Raw genomic sequence first — 21,860 nt, 5'->3', positions numbered from 1 at the left:
GGGCGCCGGCGGGAAAACCGGCGCCACACACTCCTGCTGACAGTTCGTAGCGCCCAGGGTAAGCCGGGGCGCACCACCTGGGCGCACTTTCGGGCCACTGCTGAGCGCGACGTCATATCCGCGCGTTGTCCAGTGACACAATGCCCGATTTCCTTCTCGAACACCCCGCTGACGCGGCATCAGGACGATAACGACGCGTCAGGAAACCTTCTCGTCCGTCCCTTCTCCGACATTCTCCCCCACCGCGCCCGCTTCGTTCGTATCGCCTTCGACGGCCGCCGCGTCCGCGCCCGGAGCCCCGTCCGCGCCCGCTTCCGCGCCCTCCCGCGCGCCGTCCGCCGGGGCGCTGCCGACGGTTTCCGGGCCGGTCAGCGGCTCCAGGCCGAGGTGCGCCCGGGCCGCGTCCGCGCCCTGGTCGAGCAGCACCGCGAAGCCCGCGTCGTCCAGCACCGGGACGCCCAGCTGCACCGCTTTGTCGTACTTGGAGCCGGGGTTGTCGCCGACCACCACGAAATGCGTCTTCTTCGAGACCGCGCCGGTGACCTTGGCGCCGCGCGAGGTCAGCGCCTCCTTGGCGCCGTCCCGGGTGTGCCCGGCGAGGGTGCCGGTGACCACCACGGTCAGGCCCTCCAGCGGGCGTTCGCCCTGCTCCGGCCCGCCCTCCTCGGTGAAGGCCACCCCGGCGGCGCGCCACTTCTCCAGCAGCTCGCGGTGCCAGTCCTCGGCGTACCACTCCTTGACGGCGCGGGCGATGGTCGGCCCGACGCCCTCGACGGCGGCCAGTTCGGTCTCGTCGGCGGCGAAGATCCGGTCCAGGTCGCGGAACTCGCGGGCCAGCTGCTGGGCGGCGACCGGGCCGACGTGCCGGATCGACAGGCCGTTCAGGAAACGCCACAGCGGGCGGTCCTTGGCGGCGGCCAGGTTCTCCAGCAGGAGGCCGGTGTTCTTCTTCGGCGCGCCCGTGGTGGTGGCGAAGAAGGAGACCTTCTTCTCCTCGCCGGTCTTGTCGTCCGGCTTGGGCATGCCGGTCTTCGGGTCGCGCACCAGCACCTTGATCGGCAGCAGCTGCTCCTCGGTCAGGCCGAAGATGTCGCCCTCGTCCCGCACCGGCGGGTCGGCGGGCTCCAGCGGCTGGGTCAGCGCGGTGGCGGCGACGTAGCCGAGGCCCTCGACGTCCAGGCACTGGCGGCCGCCGAGGAAGGCGATCCGCTCGCGGATCTGGGCCGGGCAGCGCTGGGCGTTGGGGCAGCGCAGGTCGATGTCGCCCTCGGACATCGGGCGCAGCGGGGTGCCGCACTCCGGGCACCGCTCGGGCATCACGAACTCGCGCTCGGTGCCGTCGCGCAGGTCGTAGACCGGGCCGAGGATCTCCGGGATGACGTCGCCGGCCTTGCGCAGCACGACGGTGTCGCCGAGCAGCACGTCCTTGGCCTTGACCACCTGCTGGTTGTGCAGGGTGGCGTACTGCACCATCGAGCCGGCCACCTTCACCGGCACGGCCAGCACCGCGTACGGGGTGGCCCGGCCGGTGCGGCCGATGCCGATCTTGATGTCGGCGAGCTTGCCGGTGACCTCCTCCGGCGGGTACTTCCAGGCGATCGCCCAGCGCGGCGACTTGGAGGTGGAGCCGAGCCGCCCCTGGAGGGCGATCTCGTCGACCTTGACCACCACGCCGTCGATCTCGTGCTCGACGGAGTGCCGCTGCTCGCCGAAGCGCTTGATGAACGCCCGCACCTCGTCCAGCGTGCCGACCACCTCGTTGTGCCGGGCGGTGGGCAGGCCCCAGTCGTGCAGCAGCCGGTACGCGTGCGACTGGCGGTCGATGTCGAAGCCGGTCCGGGCGCCGATGCCGTGCACCACCATCCGCAGCGGGCGGGAGGCGGTGACGTGCGGGTCCTTCTGGCGCAGCGAGCCGGCGGCGGCGTTGCGCGGGTTCATGAACAGCCGGATCATCGCCCGGGGCCGCTTGCCCTCCTTGGCGCGCTCCTCGTTCTCCTGCCGGCGGCGCTCGTTCTCCTCCGCGAAGGAGGCGTTCAGCGCGTCGAACTCCTCGGTGGGGAAGTACACCTCGCCGCGGATCTCGACCAGCTCCGGGACGTTCTCGCCGCGCAGCCGGTGCGGGATGCCCTTGATGGTGCGGACGTTGGCGGTGATGTCGTCGCCGACCACGCCGGTGCCGCGGGTGGCGGCCAGCACCAGTTCGCCGCGCTCGTACGTCAGGTTGACGGCCAGGCCGTCGACCTTGAGCTCGCACAGGTAGTGGTAGTCGATGCCGGACAGCTCGGTGGCGACCCGCTCGGCCCAGGCGGCCAGCTCCTCCTCGTCCATCGCGTTGTCGAGGCTGAGCAGCCGCTCCCGGTGCACCACGGGGGCGAACTGCTCGGTCGACCCGCCGCCGACCTTCTGGCTCGGCGAGTCGGGCGTGACCAGCGCCGGGTGGGCGGCCTCCAGCGACTCCAACTCCCGCATCAGGGCGTCGAACTCGGCGTCGCTGATGACCGGGGCGTCCTGGTCGTAGTACCGGGCCCGGTGCTCCTCGATCTCGGTCGCCAGCTCGGCGTGCCGCGTCCGCACCTCCGCCGGGACCTCCTCCCAGCCCTCCACAGCCGCCACCGCGCCGTCCTCCTCGCTCGTCACTCCGGGTTGTCCACCAGGCTCCGGGCCGCCCGGACCGCCGCGGCCAGTGCCCGCCGCGCGTACGCCGGGGAGGCCCCCGCCAGCCCGCACGTCGGCGTCACCACCACGCGGCGGCCCAGCAGCTCGGGGGCCAGCCCGAGCCTGCGCCACAACGTCCTGACCCCCTGGACACTACCGGCCGGGTCCGACGTTTCGACGTCGGCGGACGGCACCACACCGGCCAGCAGCAGCGTGCCGCCCTCGACCGCCTCGCCGAGGTCGTCGTCGTCACGTTCGGTCAGCAGGCCGAAGTCCAGGCTGATCCCGGCGGCCCCGGCCCGGCGCAGCAGCGGGATCGGCACCCCGGGCGCGCAACTGTGCACCAGGACGGGCGCGTCGAGGCCGCCGATCAGCTCGCGCAGGGCCTGCTCGGCGTGTTGGCGGTCGACGGCGTGCAGCCGCTGGAAGCCGCTGGCGGTCTTCACCGACCCGGCCAGCACGGCGGGCAGCAGCGGCTCGTCCAGCTGCAGCACCACGGTGGCGCCGGGGACCCGGCGGCGGACGTCGGCGAGGTGGCGGCGCAGGCCCTCGGTGAGCGAGCCGGCCAGGTCCCGGCAGGCGCCGGGGTCGCTGAGCGCCTTCTCGCCGTGGCGCAGCTCGATCGAGCCGGCCAGCGTCCACGGTCCGACCGCCTGCACCTTGAGCGGGCCGGTGTAGCCCTGGGTGTACTCCTCCAGCGCGTCCAGGTCCTCGCCGAGCCAGGACACCGCCCGCCTGGTGTCCCGCCCGGGGCGGTCGGTGAACCGCCAGCCGCTGGGCTCGGTCTGCACGAACAGCTCGGTCAGCAGCCCGGCGCCGCGCCCGATCATGTCCGCCCCGGGCCCGCGCGCGGGCAGTTCGGGCAGGTGCGGCAACTGCTCCAGCTCGGCCATCACCCCCCGGGCCATCTCCCGCACGTCCAGGCCGGGCATCGATCCGATCCCGGTCGCCGCTCCGGCCAGCTCCGCGAAAACGTCCACGTCAGTCACAGGGAGGAGCCTACGAGCAGCGGCGGGGGCGCGGGAAACGGCACCGCGCCCCCGGTGTCGCCTACCGGCCGGGGCGGACGGTGATCTCGGTGATCTCCGCGTCGCGCGGCAGGTCGAGCGCGGTGAGGACGGCGGTGGCGACCGAGTCCGGGGCGATCCAGCGGTCGGGGTCGTACTCCTCGCCCTCCTGCTGGTGCACCTTCGCCTGCATCGGGGTGGCGGTCCGCCCGGGGTAGACGGTGGTCACCCGGACGCCGTTGGCGCGCTCCTCCTGCCGCAGCGCGTCCGCCAGCGCGCGGACCGCGAACTTGCTGGCCGCGTACGAGCCCCAGGTGGCGTCGGCGCGCAGGCCGGCGCCGGAGTTGACGAACACCACGTGGCCGCGGGCCTGCCGGAGCGAGGGCAGCAGCAGGCGGGTGAGCTCGGCGGGCGCGACCGCGTTGACGTTGAGCTGGTGCTGCCAGGCCTTGACCGGGGTCTCCCCGATTGTGCCGAGCTCGACCACGCCCGCGACGTGCAGCAGCGAGTCGAGCTCCACCGGCAGCGCCTGGTGGCCGAACGCCCAGGACAGCTTGGCCGGGTCGTCCAGGTCCCCGACCAGGGTCTTCGCGTCCGGGAAGCGCTCGCGCAGCTGGGCGGCGCGGCGGGCGTCCCGGGCGAGCAGCCACAGCTCCTCGCCGCGGGCGGCGAGCCGGTCGGCGACGGCGGCGCCGATGCCGGAACCGGCTCCGGTGATCAGGTGGACACCCATGGTGGCTTCCTTACTCGGGCTGGTGGGCGGAGAGGTGGGCGAGCGCCTCGGCGGGCGTCCGGGCGAAGGCCACCAGCTCGGCGAGCGGGCGGGGCAGGAAGCCCTCGGCGTCCATCCGCTCCAGCTGGAGGCGCAGGCCGGTGTAGAAGCCCTCGGTGTCCAGGACGACCACCGGCTTGTCGTGCAGGCCGTGCTTCTTGAGCTCCAGCACCTCGGTGATCTCGTCCAGCGTGCCGATCCCGCCGACCAGCACCACCAGCGCGTCCCCGTGGGCCAGCAGCTCGGCCTTCCGGGTCGGCAGGTCCGGCATGGTCACCAGCTCGTCCGCCCCCTCGTACGCCTTGTGCCGCAGGAACTCCACCGAGATCCCGACCAGCCGCCCGCCGGCCCCCTTGACCCCGTCCGCGAGCTCCCCCATCAGCCCGGCGTGCGACCCGCCCCAGACCAGCGTGTGCCCGGCCTCCCCGAGCAGCCGGGCGAACTCGGCCGCCGGGCCGGTGTACTTGGCGTCGAGGGAGTTGGCGGAGCAGAAGACCGTGATGTTCATAGTGCTCCCAGTCCTATCACCGCCCGGCCCGCCCGGGTCAAACCGGTGACCCGCCGGAGAACCCTCGGCCCGCCCGGCCGTCAGACCGCGACGGCGCGTTCGGTGCTCGCGATGGTGGCCGAGCCGACCACCCGGGTGCCGTCGTAGAGGACCACGGCCTGGCCGGGGGCGATGCCGCGGGCGGGGGTGTCGAGGCGGACGTGCAGCTGGTCGCCGGTGAGGACGGCGGCGACCGGGACCTCCTCGCCGTGGGCGCGGAGCTGGGCGGTGTAGCGGCCCTCGCCGGTGGCCGGGGTGCCGCACCAGCGGGGGCGGATGGCGGTGAGGGCGTGGACGTCGAGGCCGTCGGCGGGGCCGACGGTGACGGTGTTGTTCACCGGGGAGATGTCGAGGACGTAGCGGGGCTTGCCGTCGGCGGCGGGGCGGCCCAGCCGCAGGCCCTTGCGCTGGCCGATGGTGAAGCCGTAGGCGCCGTCGTGCTCGCCGAGCTTGGTGCCGTCGGTGTCGAGGATGTCGCCGGGGGCGGTGCCGAGGCGCGCGGCGAGGAAGCCCTGGGTGTCGCCGTCGGTGATGAAGCAGATGTCGTGGCTGTCGGGCTTCTTGGCGACGGCGAGGCCGCGCCGTCCGGCCTCCTCGCGGATGACGTCCTTGGTGGTGTCGCCGAGCGGGAAGAGCGAGTGGGCGAGCTGGTCGGCGTCGAGCACGCCGAGCACGTAGGACTGGTCCTTGGCGGCGTCGACGGCGCGGTGCAGTTCGCGGGTGCCGTCGGGGTGGTCGACGATCCGGGCGTAGTGGCCGGTGCAGACGGCGTCGAAGCCGAGCGCGACCGCCTTGTCGAGCAGCGCGGCGAACTTGATCTTCTCGTTGCAGCGCAGGCACGGGTTGGGGGTGCGCCCGGCGGCGTACTCGGCGACGAAGTCCTCGATCACGTCCTCGCGGAAGCGCTCGGCCAAGTCCCAGACGTAGAACGGGATGCCGATCACGTCGGCGGCGCGGCGGGCGTCCCGGGAGTCCTCCAGGGTGCAGCAGCCGCGGGCGCCGGTGCGGAAGGACTGCGGGTTGCCGGCGAGCGCCAGGTGGACGCCGGTCACCTCGTGGCCGGCTTCGACGGCCCGGGCGGCGGCGACGGCGGAGTCGACGCCGCCGGACATCGCGGCGAGCACGCGCAGGCGGCCGGTGGACGGGGTGGTCGGGGCGCCGGGGAAGTCAGTCATGGTGCCTCCAAGCGTAACGGGGGTGCCCGGCGCCCTCGACGGTCAGTGCCGGACCAGGGCGGGCGACTCGGCGGCGGCCGGTCCGGCGGGGGCGGCCGGGCGGCGGTGCCGGGGCAGCGCGAGGGCCAGCAGCAGGGCGGCGAGCAGGAGCCCGGCGCCGGTGCCGAAGGCGAGGTGGAACCCGCCGACGCCGCGGCCGGCGGCCAGGGCGCTGAGGACGGCGACGCCGAGCGCGGCGCCGACCTGCTGGGTGGTGGTGAGCAGGCCGGAGAGCAGTCCGGCGTCGGCGGGGCCGGCGTCGGCCATGCCGAGGGCGGTGAGGGCGGTGGCGGCGAGGCCGAACCCGGCCGCGCTGAGCAGGGTGGGCAGGACGTCGGCGGCGTAGTCGAGGCGGCCGGCCGGGAGCCGGGTGAGCAGGCCGATGCCGACGGTGAGCAGGGCCAGGCCGAGCAGCAGGGTGCGGCGTTCGCCGAACCGGGCGATGGTGCGGGCGGCGAGCAGCAGGGAGACCGCGCCGATGGTGAGGGCGGCGGGCAGCATGGCCAGTCCGGTGGCCAGGGCGCCGTAGTGCTGGACCTGCTGGAGGTACAGGGCGAGCAGGATCTGGAAGCCGAACAGCGCGGCCAGCATGAGGAGTTGGATCAGGTTGGCGAGCGCGGTGGTGCGCCGGGCGAGGATCCGCAGCGGGAGTAGCGGGGTCGCGGTGCGGGTCTGCCGGAGCAGGAAGGCGGCGAGCAGGAGGAGCGCGGCGGCGCCGGTGGCCAGGGTGCGGGCGGAGGTCCAGCCGGTCGGGCCGCCCTCGACGATGGTGTAGACGCCGAGCATCAGTCCGCCGGTGACCAGGACGGCGCCGGGGGCGTCGGCGCCCGCCCGCAGGCCGGGGCCGCGGTCGTCGGCCAGCAGGCGCAGGCCCGCGAGCAGGGCGGCGGCGCCGATCGGCAGGTTGATGAAGAAGATCCAGTGCCAGCCGAGGCCCTGGGTGAGGACGCCGCCGAGCACCTGGCCGATCGAGGCGCCGGTCGCGCCGGTGAAGCCGACCGCGCCGAACGCCTTGGCCCGCTCGGCGGGGTCGGGGAAGAGCGCGGCCACCATGCCGAGGCCGACGGCGGAGGCCAGCGCCCCGCCGGCGCCCTGGAGGAAGCGGGCGGCGATCAGCGTCCCGGGGTTCGCCGCGAGGCCGCACAGCACCGAGGCGGCGGTGAAGCCGGCGATCCCGGCGAGGTAGGTCCGGCGGCGGCCGAGCAGGTCGCCGAGCCGTCCGGCGAGCAGCAGCAGTCCGCCGAAGGCGACCACGTAGGCGTCCACCACCCAGGCCAGTCCGGCCGGTCCGATGTGCAGGTCGGCCTGGATGGCGGGCAGCGCGACGGTGGTGATCGACCCGTCCAGGATCACCATCAGCATCCCGGCGCACACCACCGCGAGGGCCAGCCAGCGGGCGCGGGACGAGTTCTCGGACATGGGTCTTCTCCCTCCCGGGGACGCGCGGGCGCGCTCCCCCAACAAGAGAGACCGTAGCAGATAGTTTTGTAATAGACGATCCAGAACGGAACGTGCTCTGCGGGCGACTCCCCAGGGCCCCGACCTGCTTCCAACTCCCGCCCTACCCCTGGCGGGACCGCCGCGGTCGGCGCACCACGCCGCCCTCGCCGACCATCGGGAACTCCGCCGTCTGCTGGAGCCGGTCCAGCGCGTCCACGAAGACCTGCCGCTCCCCCGCCGACAGCTCGCCCAGCGCCTCCCCGTGCACCCGGTCGACGATCACCTCGCCGCGCCGCACCAGCTCCGCGCCCGCGGGGGTGACCCGGATGACCTTCACCCGCCGGTCGGTCGCGGACGGGTGGCGCTCGGCCAGGCCGTCCCGCTCCAGCTCGTCGGCGGTGACCACCATGGTGGTCTTGTCCAGCCCGGCGATCGCGGCCAGCTGAGACTGGGTGCGCTCGGCCTCCATGGCGTGCAGCAGCACGCAGTGCTTGCGCGGGGAGCTGTCGATCTCGGCCAGGGCCAGCGACAGGCGGGTGTTCATGGCGTGCGCGGCCTGGGCCAGCAGCCCGGTGAGGTCACGGACGGTGCGCTCGGGCAGGGGTGCGTTCATACCCCCAGCGTACGTCCCGAAGCAGAAGGTCCCGTCGCGAACGGAATCCAACCTAAACGCCCCGCCCGGACGACCCACCCGGCAGATGACCCGCCCGGCGGACGGCCCGCTCAGCGCGCGGCGCGCACCAGCCCGGCCCGCCGGGCCCGCTCCACCGCGCCGGGCAGCGCGGCGGCCAGCGCCGCCACGTCCGCGGCGGTGGAGGTGTGCCCGAGCGAGAAGCGCAGCGAGGCGCGGGCCAGGTCCGGGTCGACGCCCATCGCCAGCAGCACGTGGCTGGGCTGCGGGACGCCGGCCGAGCAGGCCGAGCCGGTGGAGCACTCCACGCCGGCCGCGTCCAGCAGCATCAGCAGCGCGTCGCCCTCGCAGCCGGGGAAGGAGAAGTGCGCGTTGGCGGGCAGCCGCCCGTCCGCGCCCGGGTCGCCGTTGAGCACCGCGTCCGGCGCGGCCGAGCGGACCACGGCCAGCAGTTCGTCGCGCAGCGCGCCGGTCGCGGCCGCGTACCCGGGCTGCCGCTCGACGGCCAGCCCGGCGGCCACCGCGAACCCGGCGGCACCGGGCACGTCCAGCGTCCCGGAGCGGACGTCGCGCTCCTGGCCGCCGCCGTGCAACAGCGGGACGGGCTTGGCGGAGCGGGCCAGCAGCAGCGCGCCGACCCCGTACGGGCCGCCGACCTTGTGGCCGGTGACGGTGAGCGCGGTCAGCCCGGAGTCCGCGAAGGAGACCGGCACCTGGCCCAGCGCCTGCACCGCGTCGGAGTGCATCGGCACCTCGAACTCGGCGGCGACGGCGGCGAGTTCGCGGATCGGCTGGACGGTGCCGACCTCGTTGTTGGCCCACATCACGGTGACCAGCGCGACCGTCTCCGGGGCGCGCTCGATCGCCTCCCGCAGCGCCTCGGGGTGCACCCGGCCGAGCGCGTCGACCGGCAGGTACTCGACCTCGGCGCCCTCGTGCTCGGCCAGCCAGTGCACCGCGTCCAGCACCGCGTGGTGCTCGACCGGGCTGCTGAGCACCCGGCGGCGGGCCGGGTCGGCGTCCCGCCGGGCCCAGTAGAGGCCCTTGACCGCCAGGTTGTCGGACTCGGTGCCGCCCCCGGTGAACACGATCTCGCTGGGGCGGGCGCCCAGCGACTCGCCGAGCGACTCCCGGGACTCCTCGACCACCCGGCGGGCGCGCCGCCCGGCGGCGTGCAGCGAGGAGGCGTTGCCGACGGCGCCGAACTGCGCCGTCATCGCGGCGACCGACTCGGGCAGCATCGGGGTGGTGGCGGCGTGGTCGAGGTAAGCCATAGCGGGAACCAGTGTAGGCGGCCGCAGAGTCACGATTTGGCCATTGCACCCTCTGCAACGCGCCGTTACCCTTCCGGCCACGGTGCTGTGAGAGGGGAGAGGCCGTTGTCCCAGACGGTCGACCGGGCGCTGACCATCCTGGCGTCGCTCGGTGAGGGCCCGGCGTCGCTGGAGCAGGCCGCCGCGAAGATCGGCGTGCACAAGTCCACCGCGCTGCGGCTGCTGCGCACCCTGCAGGAGCACGGTTTCGTGCACCGGCAGTCCGACCAGCGCTACCGCCTCGGCGGCCGGCTGTTCGCGCTCGCCCACCAGGCGCTGGAGGGCATCGACATCCGGCAGGTCGCCGCCCCGTACCTGGCGGTGCTCAACGAGCGCTACGGGCACACCGTGCACCTGTCGGTGCTGGAGGAGGACGAGGTGCTGTACCTCGACAAGGTCGAGGCCAGGTACCCGGACCACGGCCGCAGCTGGCTCGGCGAGGCCAGCCGGATCGGCCGGCGGGCGCCCGCGGTGGCCACCGCGGCGGGCAAGGTGCTGCTGGCCGACCTGCCGGGCGAGAAGCTGGCCGCGTTCCTGGCCGAGGTGGACTTCCCGGCCCGCACCCCGCAGTCGATCCGCGGCCCGGAGGAGTTCCGGGCCGAGCTGTCCGAGGTGCGCCGCCGCGGCTGGGCGGTGGACCAGGCCGAGTACCAGGAGTCGGTGAACTGCATCGCCGCCCCGATCGCCGGCACCGAGGGCACCGCCATCGCCGCCTGCTCGATCTCCGCGCCGGTCCGGATCGCCTCGGTGACCGAGCTGAGCAAGCTGCTGCCGGAGCTGCTGTGCACGGTGGAGGCGATCTCGCTGGCGTACGGCGGCTCGCCTACTCCTCGCTGGTGCGAGAACCGTTGCGGTGCCAAGCACGCGGTGCGCGCCAGCCGTACCTGAGCGCCAGCATCCGCATGGTGAACGCGACCACCGCGGCCAGCGAGGCGTTCAGCGGGGTCAGTTGCCCGATCCCGATCAGCGCCGCCACCACGGCGGAGCCGACCAGCGCCGGGACGGCGTAGATCTCGCGGTCCCAGCGCAGCAGCGAGGGCGGCTCCATCGCCAGCAGGTCGCGGATCACGCCGCCGCCCGCGGCGGTCAGCATGCCGCAGGCCACCGAGGCGACCGCGCCGAGCCCGTAGGCGTGCGCCTTGATGGTGCCGGTGACGCAGAACAGGCCCAGGCCCGCGGCGTCCAGCACCATCACCGCCCGGTTGATCCGCTCCACCTCGGGGTGCAGGAAGAACACCACCACCCCGGCCACCAGCGGGGTCGGGAAGTACCCGAAGCTGGTGAACGCGGCCACCGGCAGCGCCCCGATCACCAGGTCCCGCAGGACGCCGCCGCCCAGCGCGGTCGCCTCGGCCAGCACGCAGATGCCGAAGATGTCCATGTTCTTGCGGACGGCCATCAGGCCGCCGGACAGCGCGAACACGAAGATGCCCACCAGGTCGAGGACCTGCTGGACGGTGTGCGGGAAGATCTCGGACGTCACCTGGTCAGTCTGCACGCCGTCCCCCCGCGGCCGGCCCCCGGGCGGTCAGGCGAACTGCTCGTGCGGCGCGGGACCGCCCAGCGCGTTCAGCCGGGCCGGCATCCGCAGCGTGGTCATCCGCCGCCAGCCGCCCGCCCGTTCGTACCCGTACACCGCGTGGATGCCGGCCGCCAGCGCCGCCGACTTCGCCCGCGGCCAGCGCAGCAGCTCCCCCAGGTGCGCCATCACGGCCAGGCTGACGTCCCGGTAGGTGCGGATCTCCGCCCGGGCGGTGGACTGCAGGGTGTCCAGGATCGCCCGCCCGTGCCCGTGGTACGCCAGCCGCAGCAGCTCCTCGTGGCAGAACGCCAGGTGGTTGTCCTCGTCGTGGGAGATCATCCGCACCGCCCGGCCCAGCTCCGGGTGGTCGCCGAAGATCCGCTTCAGCATCAGCATCTGCTCGGCGGCGCGCTGCTCGGTCACCCGGCTGTGCGCCAGGTACGTGATGACGTCCCGCTCGGTCAGCGGCTCGTCCCGGCGCAGCCGGGCGTGCGCCAGGCCGATGCCCTGCCGCTCCAGGAGCATCGTGTAGTCGGTGTCGTGCGGGACGTCCCGCTCGGTCAGGCCGCGCTTGTGCATCAGCGCCTTGAAGATCCGCCCGTGCTTGTCCTCGTCCGCGCCGTGCCGGGCCACCTTGGGGGCCAGCTCCGGGTCGGGCACCAGCCGGGCGATCCGGCCGTTCTCCCAGCCGCCCTGGTCCTCGCCCTTCGCGGCGATCGAGCAGAACAGCCGGAACGCCTGGTCGTCGTCGTGGATCTCCTGGAACAGACTGCGGGCCGACAGCATGGTGACCTACCCTCGCGCGGGAACCGGGACGTTCCGTCCCAGTCAAGGCACCGCGCCCGCCCCCGGCAACAGCTCCGGCCGGCTGCTGCGCCGGACGAAGGACAGCCTGCCCTGCGGAGGCCGGACCGGGCCTAGGGCCCGTCTTCACACCCCCGTCTGCCCCACGACGCCCGGCACGCCCTCTCGCCGCACCGGCCGAAAGGCCGAGGACATCCAGTACGCGACCTTCCACCCGGCACGCCGAGAGCACGCACCGGACGCCGCGGGGCTGCGACGGGGGTGTGAAGACGGGCCCTAGCCCACCAGCCGGCGCCGCCAGTCCAGGCCGGTCGCCCGGACCGCCCGCCCCGGGTCGCCGTCCCAGTCGGTCCGCAGGCCGACCGCCCGGAGCGCCGCGACGACCTCCCGGCCGACGGCGGCGGTGGTCTCCGGGGAGTCGTCGAAGCCGCCGTAGTACAGCGCCAGGTCGCCGCCGCCGGCGACCGCCGCGGTGCCCTGGGAGTGGAAGTAGACGAAGCCCCGGGCCCGTGGGTTCTCGGCGCCGATCTCGGCGTTGCCGCAGTTGCGGCAGCAGGTGAAGTCCTCCCGGGCGGTGATCCCGGCCGCCTCCAGGGCCGCGAACGCCCGGGTCAGCCGCTCCGGGTCGGTCTCGCCCGTCCAAGCGCGCTGCTCGGCGACCCGCTCCAGCCACATCCGGTAGGCCAGCTGCCTGGCCTGGGCCCTGCTCACCGGCCGGTGCTCCCGGCTCGCCAGGAACTCCTCCGCCGCCTCGGCCGCCAGGTCCAGCGTCGCGTACCCGCCGACCAGCAGCCGCCGCACCTCGGCGACCAGGGCCTCCTCGTCCTGCCCGGACAGCTCCAGCGGCGCGGGCTCCGGGTCGGGCCCGAAGTCGATCCGCTCCCACTCCTCGCCCGCCGCCCAGCCGGCGTCCTGCCGGGCCCAGCCGGTGAGCAGTTCGGCGACCCGCTCCGGCCCGGCCACCCGCGTCCGGTAGTGCCGCGACGGCGCGCCGTCCCGGTACTCGACCGTCAGGGCCCCGCCCTCCGGGCAGGTCTGGGCGTAGGTGTCCGGCAGGTCGGGGACGCGCTGGAGGACCAGGAAGGCGCCCGGCCAGTGCGCCGTGTCCGCCACCAGGTCGGCGAGTTCGTCCTCCGACACCCGCACCCGCACCACGTCGTCCTGGTCCCTGACCGCGATCTCCAGCATGGCCCCCACCCTGCCACCCGCCACTGTCAGGGCCCGGGTCCGGGCACGGCCGCGGGGTCCGTCCGGGGGGAGCGTCGGCTCTCCCGGGCGGACCCCGCGGTCCGGAGGGTGTCGGGCGGCGCTACTCGGCCGCGTTCTCCGGGAAGTGGCAGGCCACCTGGTGCCCGGTCGCCACCGCGGCCAGCGGCGGTTCCTCGCTCGCGCAGACGTCCTGGGCCTTCCAGCAGCGGGTGCGGAAGCGGCAGCCGGAGGGCGGGTTGAGCGGGGAGGGGACGTCGCCGGTGAGCAGGATGCGCTCGCGGCGCTCCTTGCGGCGCGGGTCGGGCACCGGCACCGCGGACATCAGGGCGTTGGTGTAGGGGTGCATCGGCCGGGAGTACAGGGCGTCCCGGTCGGCGATCTCCACCACCTTGCCGAGGTACATGACGGCGACCCGGTCGGAGACGTGCCGGACGACCGAGAGGTCGTGCGCGATGATCAGGTAGGTGAGGCCGAGTTCCTTCTGGAGGTCGTCCAGCAGGTTGACCACCTGGGCCTGGATCGAGACGTCCAGCGCGGAGACCGGCTCGTCGGCCACGATCATCTTCGGGCGCAGGGCCAGGGCGCGGGCGATGCCGATGCGCTGGCGCTGGCCGCCGGAGAACTCGTGCGGGTAGCGGTTGTAGTGCTCGGGGCTGAGGCCGCAGAGCTCCAGCAGGTCCTGGACGGCCCGCTTGACGCCGTGTTCGGTCTTGACCTTCTGGAGGTGGAAGGGCGCGCCGACGATGGTGCCGATGGTGTGCCGGGGGTTCAGCGAGGAGTACGGGTCCTGGAAGATCATCTGGATGTCGCGCCGGTACGGCCGCATCGCCGCGACGCCCAGGTGGGTGATGTCGGCGCCCTCGAACTCGATCTTTCCGCCGGTGGGTTCGTCGAGCCGGGTGACCAGGCGTCCCATGGTGGACTTGCCGCAGCCGGACTCGCCGACCACGCCGAGCGTCTCGCCCGCGTTGACCGCGAAGTCGATGCCGTCGACCGCCCGCACCGCGCCGACCTGGCGCTTCAGCAGGCCCTTGGTGACCGGGAAGTGCCGGGTCAGTCCGGTGACCCTCAGCAGGGGTTCGCGGTCGGGCCCGGGCGCCTGGGCGGGCACCTTCACGAGCTGCGGCACCGCCGTCTGACTGTCCGTCATCGCTGCTCTCCAAATGGGTGGTACGTGCTCACAGCCGGGGCGCGATCTCTTCGGCGAAGATCCGGTGGCGTTCGGCGATCGGCAGGTGGCAGGCGGCGTGGTGCCGGGGCGCGGCCTCGGCGAGCACGGGCACCTCGGTGAACGAGCGGCCGCCGGTGAGCTCGGCGTACGGGCAGCGCGGGTGGAACGCGCAGCCGGACGGCACGTTGATCAGGCTCGGCGGGGTGCCCTTGACCGGGATCAGCCGGTCCTGGAGCTCCCGGTCGAGGCGGGGCATCGAGCCGAGCAGGCCCCAGGTGTAGGGGTGCTCGGGGGATTCGAAGATGGTGGCGGCGGGGCCGCGCTCGACGGGCTTGCCGCCGTACATGACCAGGATGTCGTCGGCGAGTTCGGCGACCACGCCCAGGTCGTGGGTGATGATGACGACCGCCGAGCCGAACTCCTTCTGGAGGTCGCGGATCAGGTCGAGGATCTGCGCCTGGACGGTGACGTCGAGGGCGGTGGTCGGCTCGTCGGCGATCAGCAGCGAGGGGTCGTTGACCAGCGCCATCGCGATCATGGCGCGCTGGCGCATGCCGCCGGAGAACTCGTGCGGGTAGTTGTCGACCCGCTTGTCGGGCTGCGGGATGCCGACCCGGTCGAGCATCTCGACCGCCCGGGTGCGGGCCTCCTTCTTGGAGGCGCCGGGGTGGTGGGCCCGGTAGCCCTCGACGATCTGGGCGCCGACCGTGTAGTAGGGGTGCATCGCGGTCAGCGGGTCCTGGAAGATCATCGCCATCTTCTGGCCGCGCAGCTTGCGCACCCGCTCGGGGCCGGCCGCGACCAGCTCCTCGCCGTCGAGCCAGATCTCGCCGGTGATCCGCGGGGCGCCGCGCTTGGTGCCGGTGCGGTGCAGGCCCATGATCGACAGCGAGGTGACGGACTTCCCGGAGCCGGACTCGCCGACGATGCCGAGCGTCCTGCCGCGCTCCAGGTCGAAGCTGAGCCCGTTGACGGACTTGACCAGTCCGTCGTCGGTGGGGAAGTGCACCTTCAGGTCGCGGACGGACAGGAAAGGCTTGTCGGTGTTGCTCATGTCAGCCTCACCCGGGGGTCGACGACGGCGTACAGCAGGTCAACCGCGAGGTTGGCCATGATGATGAAGAACGCGGCGAACAGGGTCACGCCCATGATCACCGGGAGGTCGCTGGACTGGATCGAGGTGACCGCCTCGTAGCCGAGTCCGCGCAGGTTGAAGGTCTTCTCGGTGAGCACCGCGCCGCCGAGCAGGCCGCCGAGGTCCATGCCGAAGATGGTCAGGATCGGGGTCAGCGTGGAGCGCATGGCGTGCTTGCCGATGACCACCGGCTCCCGGAGGCCCTTGGCCCGCGCGGTGCGGATGTAGTCCTCGCCCAGCACGTCCAGCAGGGTGGCCCGGCTGAGCCGGGCGTAGGTCGCGGCGAACAGGAACGCCAGGGTCACCCAGGGCAGCACCAGCCCCTGGAACCAGGAGACCGGGTCGTCCGCGAAGTCGGTGTAGTTGTTGGGGAACCAGCCGAGCTGGTTGACGAACACCGCGAGCGCGACCAGGCCGGTGAAGTACATCGGCAGCGAGACGCCGGCCAGCGCGACGGTCATGGTGACGCGGTCCAGCGCGGTGCCGCGGCGCAGCGCGGAGATGATGCCGGTGGCGGTGCCGAACACCAGCCAGAGCACGGAGGCCCCGACCGCGAGCGAGATGTCGACGCCGACCCGGTTGAGCAGGAGCGGCCAGACCTCCTGCTCGGTCTTGAACGAGTAGCCCAGGCAGGGGGCAGCGCAGTGGGTCAGGTCGGTGCCGGCGTTGAAGTCGCGGCCGGCGAACACCCCGCGCAGGAAGAGCCAGAACTGTTCGATGATCGACTTGTCGAGGCCCATCTTGTGGCGGATGCCCTCGACCGCCGCCTTGTCCGCGATCTTGCCCACGTAGAGCATCGCGGGGTCGGTCCCGGTGAGCTTCGGCACCATGAAGAAGATGCCGAAGGTCACCGCGGCGACCACCAACAGCATGAAGGCGACGTTGAGCAGTCGCCTGACGAGATACACGAGCACTGCGGTCGGCCCTGCCGCGGGCCGGCCGGGTCTCCCCGGTGGGGGAGCTCCCGGCCGGCCCCGGCAGGGCCTTCACCTGCCCTTCGGACTAGCGGTGAGAACTCAGGAGAAGGTCAGGTCACTTGCCGTCGGAGACGCCGAGCGCCTGGAAGTCGACCTCGCCGTAGGCGTCGGTGATGTAGACGTTGGTCAGGCGCGGGTTGCGCCAGTTCAGCGCCTTGTCCGCCACGATCGGCAGGTAGTAGGCGCCGTCGACCACCTTGTGGTTGATCTTCTTGTACAGGTCGGCGGCCTTGGCCGGGTCGGTCTCCTGCGCGGCCTGGTCGAACCAGCCGTTGATCTCCGGGTCGTTGATCTCGGCGTAGTTGTTGTTGCCGTTGCTGGCGATGAAGCGGCCGTCGACCAGCGGCTGGAGGTAGCCGGAGCCGGTCGGGTAGTCGGCGCCCCAGCCCATCACGATCAGGCCGTAGCCCTTGGACTTGACCACGTCGGGCGCGCCGATCACCGAGGAGATCAGCTTGCCGTCGTACTGGTCGACGGTGACGTCGATGTTGGCGGCCTTGAGGGCGGTCTGCAGCGCCACCGCGGAGTTGACCTCCTTCGGCTTGTTGCCGCGCACCGCGATGGTGGTGTGGAAGCCGTTGGGCTGGCCGCAGGCCGCCAGCTCCTCCTTGGCCTTGTCCAGGTTCGGCTTGCCCTTGGTCAGGCCGAACGGGTCGTAGTCGTCGGAGCCGAGGATGTTCGGGGGCAGCATCGAGCCGAACAGCGAACCGGCCACCGAGCCGCCGCGGGCGGTCTGCAGGGCGGTGGAGTCGGCCGCGTACAGCACCGCGTTGCGGCAGTGGATGTTGTCGAACGGGGCGACCGACGGGGCCATCGTGACGTACCGGATGAAGCCGTTGTACGGGTCGTCGGTGTTGGCCTTGAGGGTCGGGTCCTGGAGCACCTTGACCTGGGCGGCCTGCGACAGGCCGGTCTGGGCCCAGTCGAGGTCGGCGGTGTTCGCCAGCAGGCGGGCGTCCATGTCGTCGGCGTTGGTGGTGACGGTCAGCTTGACGACGTCCGGCAGCGCCTTGCGGAACGGGTCGGTGGAGGCGTCCCAGTTCTCGTTGCGGACCAGCTCGTAGCCCTTGCCCGGCTCGACCGACTTGAACTTGTACGGGCCGGAGGAGACCGGCTTGTCGCCGTACTTGGAGCCGGTGTCCAGCTTCTGCGGGACCGGGGCGGCGGAGCCCATGGCCAGCAGGTACGGGAAGTCCGAGTTCGGCTTGGCCAGGTGGAAGACGATGGTGGTGTCGTCCGGGGTCTCCACCGTCTTGAGGCCGAGCTTGTTCGGGTCGGCGTCGGTGTAGGGGCCCTTGTAGCCCTGGCCCTGGTCCAGCTCGTTGATCAGGTAGGTCGGGCCGCCGGAGACGACGTCCTGCGCGAAGATGCGCTCGATGCCGTACTTGACGTCCTTCGAGGTGATGACCGAGCCGTCCTCGAACTTCAGGCCGGACTTCAGCTTGAAGGTGTAGGTCTTGCCGTCGGCGGAGATCTCCGGCTTGGCGGTGGCCAGGTCGGGGACGAGGTTCAGGCCGTCCTTGCCCGGCTTGCCGTCGAAGGCCAGCAGGGTGCGGGTGTAGAAGCGCTCGTAGTTCCACACCGAGGCGTAGTACGCGCGACCGGGGTCGAGCGAGTCCACGTCGGTGGTGGTCCACAGGTTGAGGGTGCCGCCCTTCTTGTCGGACGGGTTCACCACCTTCTCGGCCGCCGCGTTGAACCCCGCCGAACCGCCCTTGCTCGCGTTGTCGCCGCCCGAGCCGCCCTTGCTGCCGCCGCAGGCCGCGGTGGTGAGGGCGAGGGCGGCCACCAGGGCAGCGGCCGCGAGCGTCCTGTTTCGCTTCATGGGTTGGAGATCCTCCAGAGTTGCGGGCTCAGTTGCCCTTGGGGTCGAGAGCGTCACGCAGGCCGTCACCGAAGAGGTTGAAGGCGAGCACGGTGATGAAGATGGCGAGACCGGGGATCACCATGTAGGTGGGATCGGCCTGGTAGATCCCGACCGCGTCCGAGAGCATCTGGCCCCAGGACGGGGTGGGCGGCCGGACGCCGGCCCCGAGGAAGCTGAGCGCCGCCTCGTTCAGGATGTTGGTGGGGATGATCAGGGTCGTGTAGACCAGGATCGGCGCCACCAGGTTGGGCAGCAGTTCGCGGAACAGGATGTGCGCGCGGCCGGCGCCGAGGCTGCGGGCGGCGTCGACGAACTCGCGTTCGCGCAGCGACATCGCCTGGCCCCGGACGATGCGTCCGATGTACGGCCAGCCGAAGAAGCCGATCACCGTCATCAGCACCAGGACGCGCACCGTCGTGTCGCCCAGTCCGAGCACCGAGTTGGGGATCACCGAGACCAGCGCGATGCTGAACAGCAGCTGCGGGAAGGCCAGCAGGACGTCCATCACCCGGCTGATGACCGAGTCCACCCAGCCGCCGAAGTAGCCGGCCATGATGCCCAGCACCACGCCGATGACGATCGCCACCGCCGCCGCGCCGAGCGCGACCAGCAGCGAGATCCGGGCGCCGTAGAGGATCCGGGAGAACACGTCACGGCCGAAGGTCGGGTCGACACCGAGCAGGTAGTCGCCGCTGATGCCGCCGAAGGCGCCCTTGGGCAGGCCCAGGTCGGGGTTGATCTGGTCCGCGTGCGGCTCGTCGACCGGGTGCCCGAACAGCGCGGTGAGCACCGGCGCCAGGAGGGCCGCGAGGATCAGCAGGATCACCACGGCGCCGCCGGCCAGCGCGACCTTGTCGCGCTTGAGGCGCTCCCAGGCGATGCGGCCGGGTGATCGTCCCTCGATCTTCTTGGGCGGCTCGGCGGTTGACGAGCCGTCAGGCTGTGCGTCGGCCGCCGAACCAGGGGTCTCGGTGGGTGTGGTCATGAGTCAGTTCGTTCCCCTCGCCGACGGTGGCCGGCCCACGGAGTCGCGTGCGGTGCGGAAGTGCAGAGCGGTTTCGGTGGTGCCGGGCGCCGATGCGGCGGTGCAGAAGTGCGTTGAGCAAGCAGGGCGTTGCTGGTGGTGCGGGCATCCCTCGGTCGCCTCCGGCCGGAGGCGCGCCGAGCTGGGGCGCTCCGGGTCAGGAGGCCTCCGACGTGCACGGTGCTGCCGCACGGAGAAACGCGTCGTGCGGTTCATGCGCTGGCGGGGACGCGTTCACCTTCGTGGGGTTCGAGTCGCGCTCCGCATTGCGCAGCACTCTCTGTCATGGGAAGTGCCCGGCGGAAGACCCCCATGCCGAAGGATGCCTAACTGTGATCTGTTGGCATGCAATTCCGTTGTCGACGCATATCGTTCTTCACACAGCTGTTACGCGTCCGTCAAGGGGCACACTGACGACACCCCGCCAGTGGCGGGAAAACGCCAGGTGGCACGCGGGGTTGCGCGCGTAGATCATGGGGCGGTAAAAAACCCCCGCCGACCGGGCAAAAGGTCGAGGCGGGGGTTTTCCGACGGGGCGTCAGGGTAGGTTCAACGGCCCGGATAGCCCGGCCAGGGAGCCTGCGGCCACCCCGGGGCCGGCCCGGCCGGCGGTTGCGCTGCGTAACCGAAGCCGGTCGGCCCGGGCTGCGGGGCGCCCTGCCGGTCGAAGAACGGGCGGGTGTTGGCCCACATCCACATCGCCACCGGGTCGAACTCGTCGGCCAGCATCACGGTGGACACCCCGGGCCCCTCCGGCGCCTGCGCGGCCGCCCGCTGCACCAGCGCCCGGGCCGCCTCCACGGACGGCGGGGAGGTGTCGTACAGGTCCAGCCCGACCGCCAGGTAGCCCTCGCCCAGCACCGGCTGCACCCAGGCCCGGCGCAGCGAGCGCAGCGGCCGCACCTCGCCCGCCTGCCGCTCCAGCACGGTGAAGAACGGCGAGCCCTGCACCGGGGGTTCGGAGATCCGCAGCGGCCCGGCCGGCAGCCGGTCCAGGCCGAGCGCGATCCGCCGCAGGTCGGCCCAGGGCACGCCGACGCCGCCGCCGGGGCGGTGCGGGTCGAGCCACAGGCCCCAGCGCGAGCGGTACAGCGCGGCGGCGATCTCCAGCCCGGAGACCACCTCGTGGGCGCGCGTCCAGCCGCTGGCCGCGAGCTGCCCGGGGGAGGTCGCGCAGGGCGCGTAGCCGTGGCCGCCGACGTCCATGTTCCCGTACTGGGCGTCCGGACTGCCGGGGCTGCCGTGCCAGAGCAGCATCCAGACCTGCCCGCCGGCCAGGGCCCGCAGCAGCCCCTCGTACGCCTCCCAGCGCTCCGGCGCGACCGCTGCGAGGGCGCGTTCGACCGCCCCCGGGTCGCCGGCTGCTCCCGTCACGTCGCCGCCTACTCTCTTCGTCCGTTCCGCCGTGCTCCGGTGTTCCGGGCAACCCTATGGGGCGCACCCGACAGCCGTCATGCCGCCGTGCCCCGCGCGGCGGACCGGGGCCGCCGTCACGGCCGCACGTAGAAGGGCTGTACCCGCCCCAGCATCCAGTCCACCACCGGATCGGCGACCAGGTCGAGCAGCACCAGGTGGACGCCCCAGCTCGGCGGGGCGGTTCCGAGCGCCCGGCCCAGCGCGGTGTTCACCTCGGCCGGGTCGGCGGGGGCCGCCGGGTCCAGCTGCACGCCGACGTACAGCAGGGTCGGCTCGCCCTCCACCCGGGCCAGCGCCCGACGGGCCGTCAGGACCCCGGGCAGCGCGACGAGTTCGCCGGTCGCGGCGGCCAGGAAGGCGAACGGCTCCTGGTGCGGCTCGGGCTCCTTGAGCGCCACCCGGGCACCCTCGGTCACCCCCTGCGCCTCCCACTGCTCGCCGCGCGGCCCGCGCCGCAGCTCGCCGACGCCCTCCGGCGGCACCGGGATGCCCACCGGCGCCTCCGGGTTGACCGCGACGCCGATGCCCAGCGGCAGCCCGCGGGCGAACTCCCACATCGGGGCGATCGCGAACGGGATGCCCGGGCAGTGCCGGAGGTACTGCTCCTGCGAGGAGTACACCGGGACGTACGGCGCCCCGGCCAGCTCCAGCGTCGGCAGGTCCAGCGCCTCGGCGTCCGGGGAGGTGCCGGACGGCAGCGGGATCCACACCTGGCTGCGGGCCAGCACCTCGATCACCCGGGGCGTCGCCCCGGGGTCGCCGAGCGCGGCCGTCAGCACCTGCTCCAGCTCGTTGGCCGGCCAGGCCCCGCCCTCCAGCACCCCGTCCAGCGGGAACCCCATCTCGCCCTCCACATCCGCGGTTGCGCTCAGGTTAGCGGCGCGCGGCCCCGGTGCGGCGGCCCGGTGGGCCCCGTCCACCGCGGCCCGCTCCGGCCCCGTCCGCCGCGGCCCGCTCCGGCCCCCTCTCCCGCGACCCGCCCCCGGCATGCCATGATGGGCCCGCCCACAACTTCACACCGGCCGCTCGAACCCGCGCGGGAGAGCCGGAACGGCCTGGCGACAGGCCGCGACCGGCGCCGAAGGAGCAAGTCCTCCCCGGAATCTCTCAGGCCCCCCTACCGCCCGGGCGAGGCAGATCTGGAAAGTGGACACGG

19 protein-coding genes and 1 riboswitch are annotated in these 21,860 nt (G+C 73.1%); of the genes, 1 reads left to right on the top strand and 18 read right to left on the bottom strand.

Annotation, left to right across the window (positions count from 1 at the left end; translation table 11 throughout):
- Positions 1 to 198: 198 nt before the first annotated feature.
- The 8 genes from ligA to K353_RS26920 all read right to left on the bottom strand — a co-directional run bounded on the left by ligA (position 199) and on the right by K353_RS26920 (position 9,540).
- The gene (gene ligA, locus K353_RS26955) at positions 199 to 2,637 is read right to left on the bottom strand and encodes an NAD-dependent DNA ligase LigA (protein ID WP_233533857.1); all 2,439 of its coding nucleotides are present in this window, start codon (positions 2,635 to 2,637) and stop codon (positions 199 to 201) included.
- Positions 2,634 to 3,587 (bottom strand): methionine synthase, encoded by a 954-nt coding sequence (locus tag K353_RS26950; RefSeq protein ID WP_233533860.1) that lies wholly within the window; start codon positions 3,585 to 3,587, stop codon positions 2,634 to 2,636. Before K353_RS26950 ends, ligA begins: the two co-directional genes overlap by 4 nt.
- Before the next feature lie 118 nt (positions 3,588 to 3,705).
- Positions 3,706 to 4,395: an SDR family oxidoreductase gene (locus K353_RS26945; protein ID WP_111556129.1), complete on the bottom strand. Its 690-nt coding sequence runs from the start codon at positions 4,393 to 4,395 to the stop codon at positions 3,706 to 3,708.
- Between the two features lie 10 nt (positions 4,396 to 4,405).
- Entirely contained in the window at positions 4,406 to 4,942 is a 537-nt protein-coding gene (locus K353_RS26940; protein WP_111556128.1) for a TIGR00730 family Rossman fold protein, read from the bottom strand.
- Positions 4,943 to 5,022: 80 nt separating this feature from the next.
- Positions 5,023 to 6,156 (bottom strand): tRNA 2-thiouridine(34) synthase MnmA, encoded by a 1,134-nt coding sequence (mnmA, locus tag K353_RS26935; protein ID WP_111556127.1) that lies wholly within the window; start codon positions 6,154 to 6,156, stop codon positions 5,023 to 5,025.
- Positions 6,157 to 6,198: 42 nt separating this feature from the next.
- Positions 6,199 to 7,614: an MFS transporter gene (locus K353_RS26930; protein ID WP_111556126.1), complete on the bottom strand. Its 1,416-nt coding sequence runs from the start codon at positions 7,612 to 7,614 to the stop codon at positions 6,199 to 6,201.
- A 142-nt stretch (positions 7,615 to 7,756) separates the two neighbouring features.
- On the bottom strand, positions 7,757 to 8,248 hold the full coding sequence (locus K353_RS26925; protein ID WP_111556125.1) for a MarR family winged helix-turn-helix transcriptional regulator: 492 nt from the start codon (positions 8,246 to 8,248) through the stop codon (positions 7,757 to 7,759).
- A gap of 110 nt (positions 8,249 to 8,358) precedes the next feature.
- Positions 8,359 to 9,540: a cysteine desulfurase family protein gene (locus K353_RS26920; RefSeq protein ID WP_111556124.1), complete on the bottom strand. Its 1,182-nt coding sequence runs from the start codon at positions 9,538 to 9,540 to the stop codon at positions 8,359 to 8,361.
- 105 nt (positions 9,541 to 9,645) lie between these two features.
- Here K353_RS26920 and K353_RS26915 point away from each other — a divergent pair, with 105 nt between their 5' ends.
- Entirely contained in the window at positions 9,646 to 10,467 is an 822-nt protein-coding gene (locus tag K353_RS26915) for an IclR family transcriptional regulator (protein WP_111556123.1), read from the top strand.
- On the opposite strand, the gene K353_RS26910 is transcribed toward K353_RS26915, so the two are convergent.
- The 10 genes from K353_RS26910 to K353_RS26860 all read right to left on the bottom strand — a co-directional run bounded on the left by K353_RS26910 (position 10,403) and on the right by K353_RS26860 (position 21,546).
- Positions 10,403 to 11,062: a trimeric intracellular cation channel family protein gene (locus K353_RS26910; protein WP_111556149.1), complete on the bottom strand. Its 660-nt coding sequence runs from the start codon at positions 11,060 to 11,062 to the stop codon at positions 10,403 to 10,405. The genes K353_RS26915 and K353_RS26910 overlap by 65 nt on opposite strands.
- A gap of 45 nt (positions 11,063 to 11,107) precedes the next feature.
- Positions 11,108 to 11,887 carry a ferritin-like domain-containing protein gene (locus tag K353_RS26905; protein WP_111556122.1) on the bottom strand — a complete coding sequence of 260 codons (780 nt, stop codon included), beginning with the start codon at positions 11,885 to 11,887 and terminating at the stop codon, positions 11,108 to 11,110.
- Positions 11,888 to 12,181: 294 nt separating this feature from the next.
- A complete protein-coding gene (locus K353_RS26895; RefSeq protein ID WP_111556121.1) occupies positions 12,182 to 13,093 on the bottom strand; it encodes a hypothetical protein in 912 nt (303 codons plus the stop codon).
- A gap of 121 nt (positions 13,094 to 13,214) precedes the next feature.
- On the bottom strand, positions 13,215 to 14,264 hold the full coding sequence (locus K353_RS26890; protein WP_111556120.1) for an ABC transporter ATP-binding protein: 1,050 nt from the start codon (positions 14,262 to 14,264) through the stop codon (positions 13,215 to 13,217).
- Between the two features lie 28 nt (positions 14,265 to 14,292).
- Positions 14,293 to 15,339, bottom strand: coding sequence for an ABC transporter ATP-binding protein (locus tag K353_RS26885; protein ID WP_111556119.1), 1,047 nt, complete (start codon positions 15,337 to 15,339; stop codon positions 14,293 to 14,295).
- On the bottom strand, positions 15,336 to 16,334 hold the full coding sequence (locus tag K353_RS26880) for an ABC transporter permease (RefSeq protein WP_111556118.1): 999 nt from the start codon (positions 16,332 to 16,334) through the stop codon (positions 15,336 to 15,338). The genes K353_RS26885 and K353_RS26880 overlap by 4 nt, the downstream gene beginning before the upstream one ends.
- A 118-nt stretch (positions 16,335 to 16,452) precedes the next feature.
- The gene (locus tag K353_RS26875; RefSeq protein ID WP_111556117.1) at positions 16,453 to 18,222 is read right to left on the bottom strand and encodes an ABC transporter substrate-binding protein; all 1,770 of its coding nucleotides are present in this window, start codon (positions 18,220 to 18,222) and stop codon (positions 16,453 to 16,455) included.
- 28 nt (positions 18,223 to 18,250) lie between these two features.
- The gene (locus tag K353_RS26870) at positions 18,251 to 19,249 is read right to left on the bottom strand and encodes an ABC transporter permease (RefSeq protein ID WP_100836280.1); all 999 of its coding nucleotides are present in this window, start codon (positions 19,247 to 19,249) and stop codon (positions 18,251 to 18,253) included.
- A gap of 588 nt (positions 19,250 to 19,837) precedes the next feature.
- Entirely contained in the window at positions 19,838 to 20,662 is an 825-nt protein-coding gene (locus K353_RS26865; RefSeq protein WP_111556116.1) for an enhanced serine sensitivity protein SseB C-terminal domain-containing protein, read from the bottom strand.
- A 116-nt stretch (positions 20,663 to 20,778) separates the two neighbouring features.
- Positions 20,779 to 21,546 carry an enhanced serine sensitivity protein SseB gene (locus K353_RS26860; RefSeq protein ID WP_111556115.1) on the bottom strand — a complete coding sequence of 256 codons (768 nt, stop codon included), beginning with the start codon at positions 21,544 to 21,546 and terminating at the stop codon, positions 20,779 to 20,781.
- A gap of 185 nt (positions 21,547 to 21,731) precedes the next feature.
- A riboswitch (glycine riboswitch) is annotated at positions 21,732 to 21,837 on the top strand.
- Positions 21,838 to 21,860: the final 23 nt, after the last annotated feature.

The sequence above is a fragment of the Kitasatospora sp. SolWspMP-SS2h genome (assembly GCF_003259315.1).
GTDB lineage: Bacteria > Actinomycetota > Actinomycetes > Streptomycetales > Streptomycetaceae > Kitasatospora > Kitasatospora fiedleri.
Note: the sequence above shows the minus strand (reverse complement) of the source record. Positions and strands in the feature narration are given on the sequence as shown.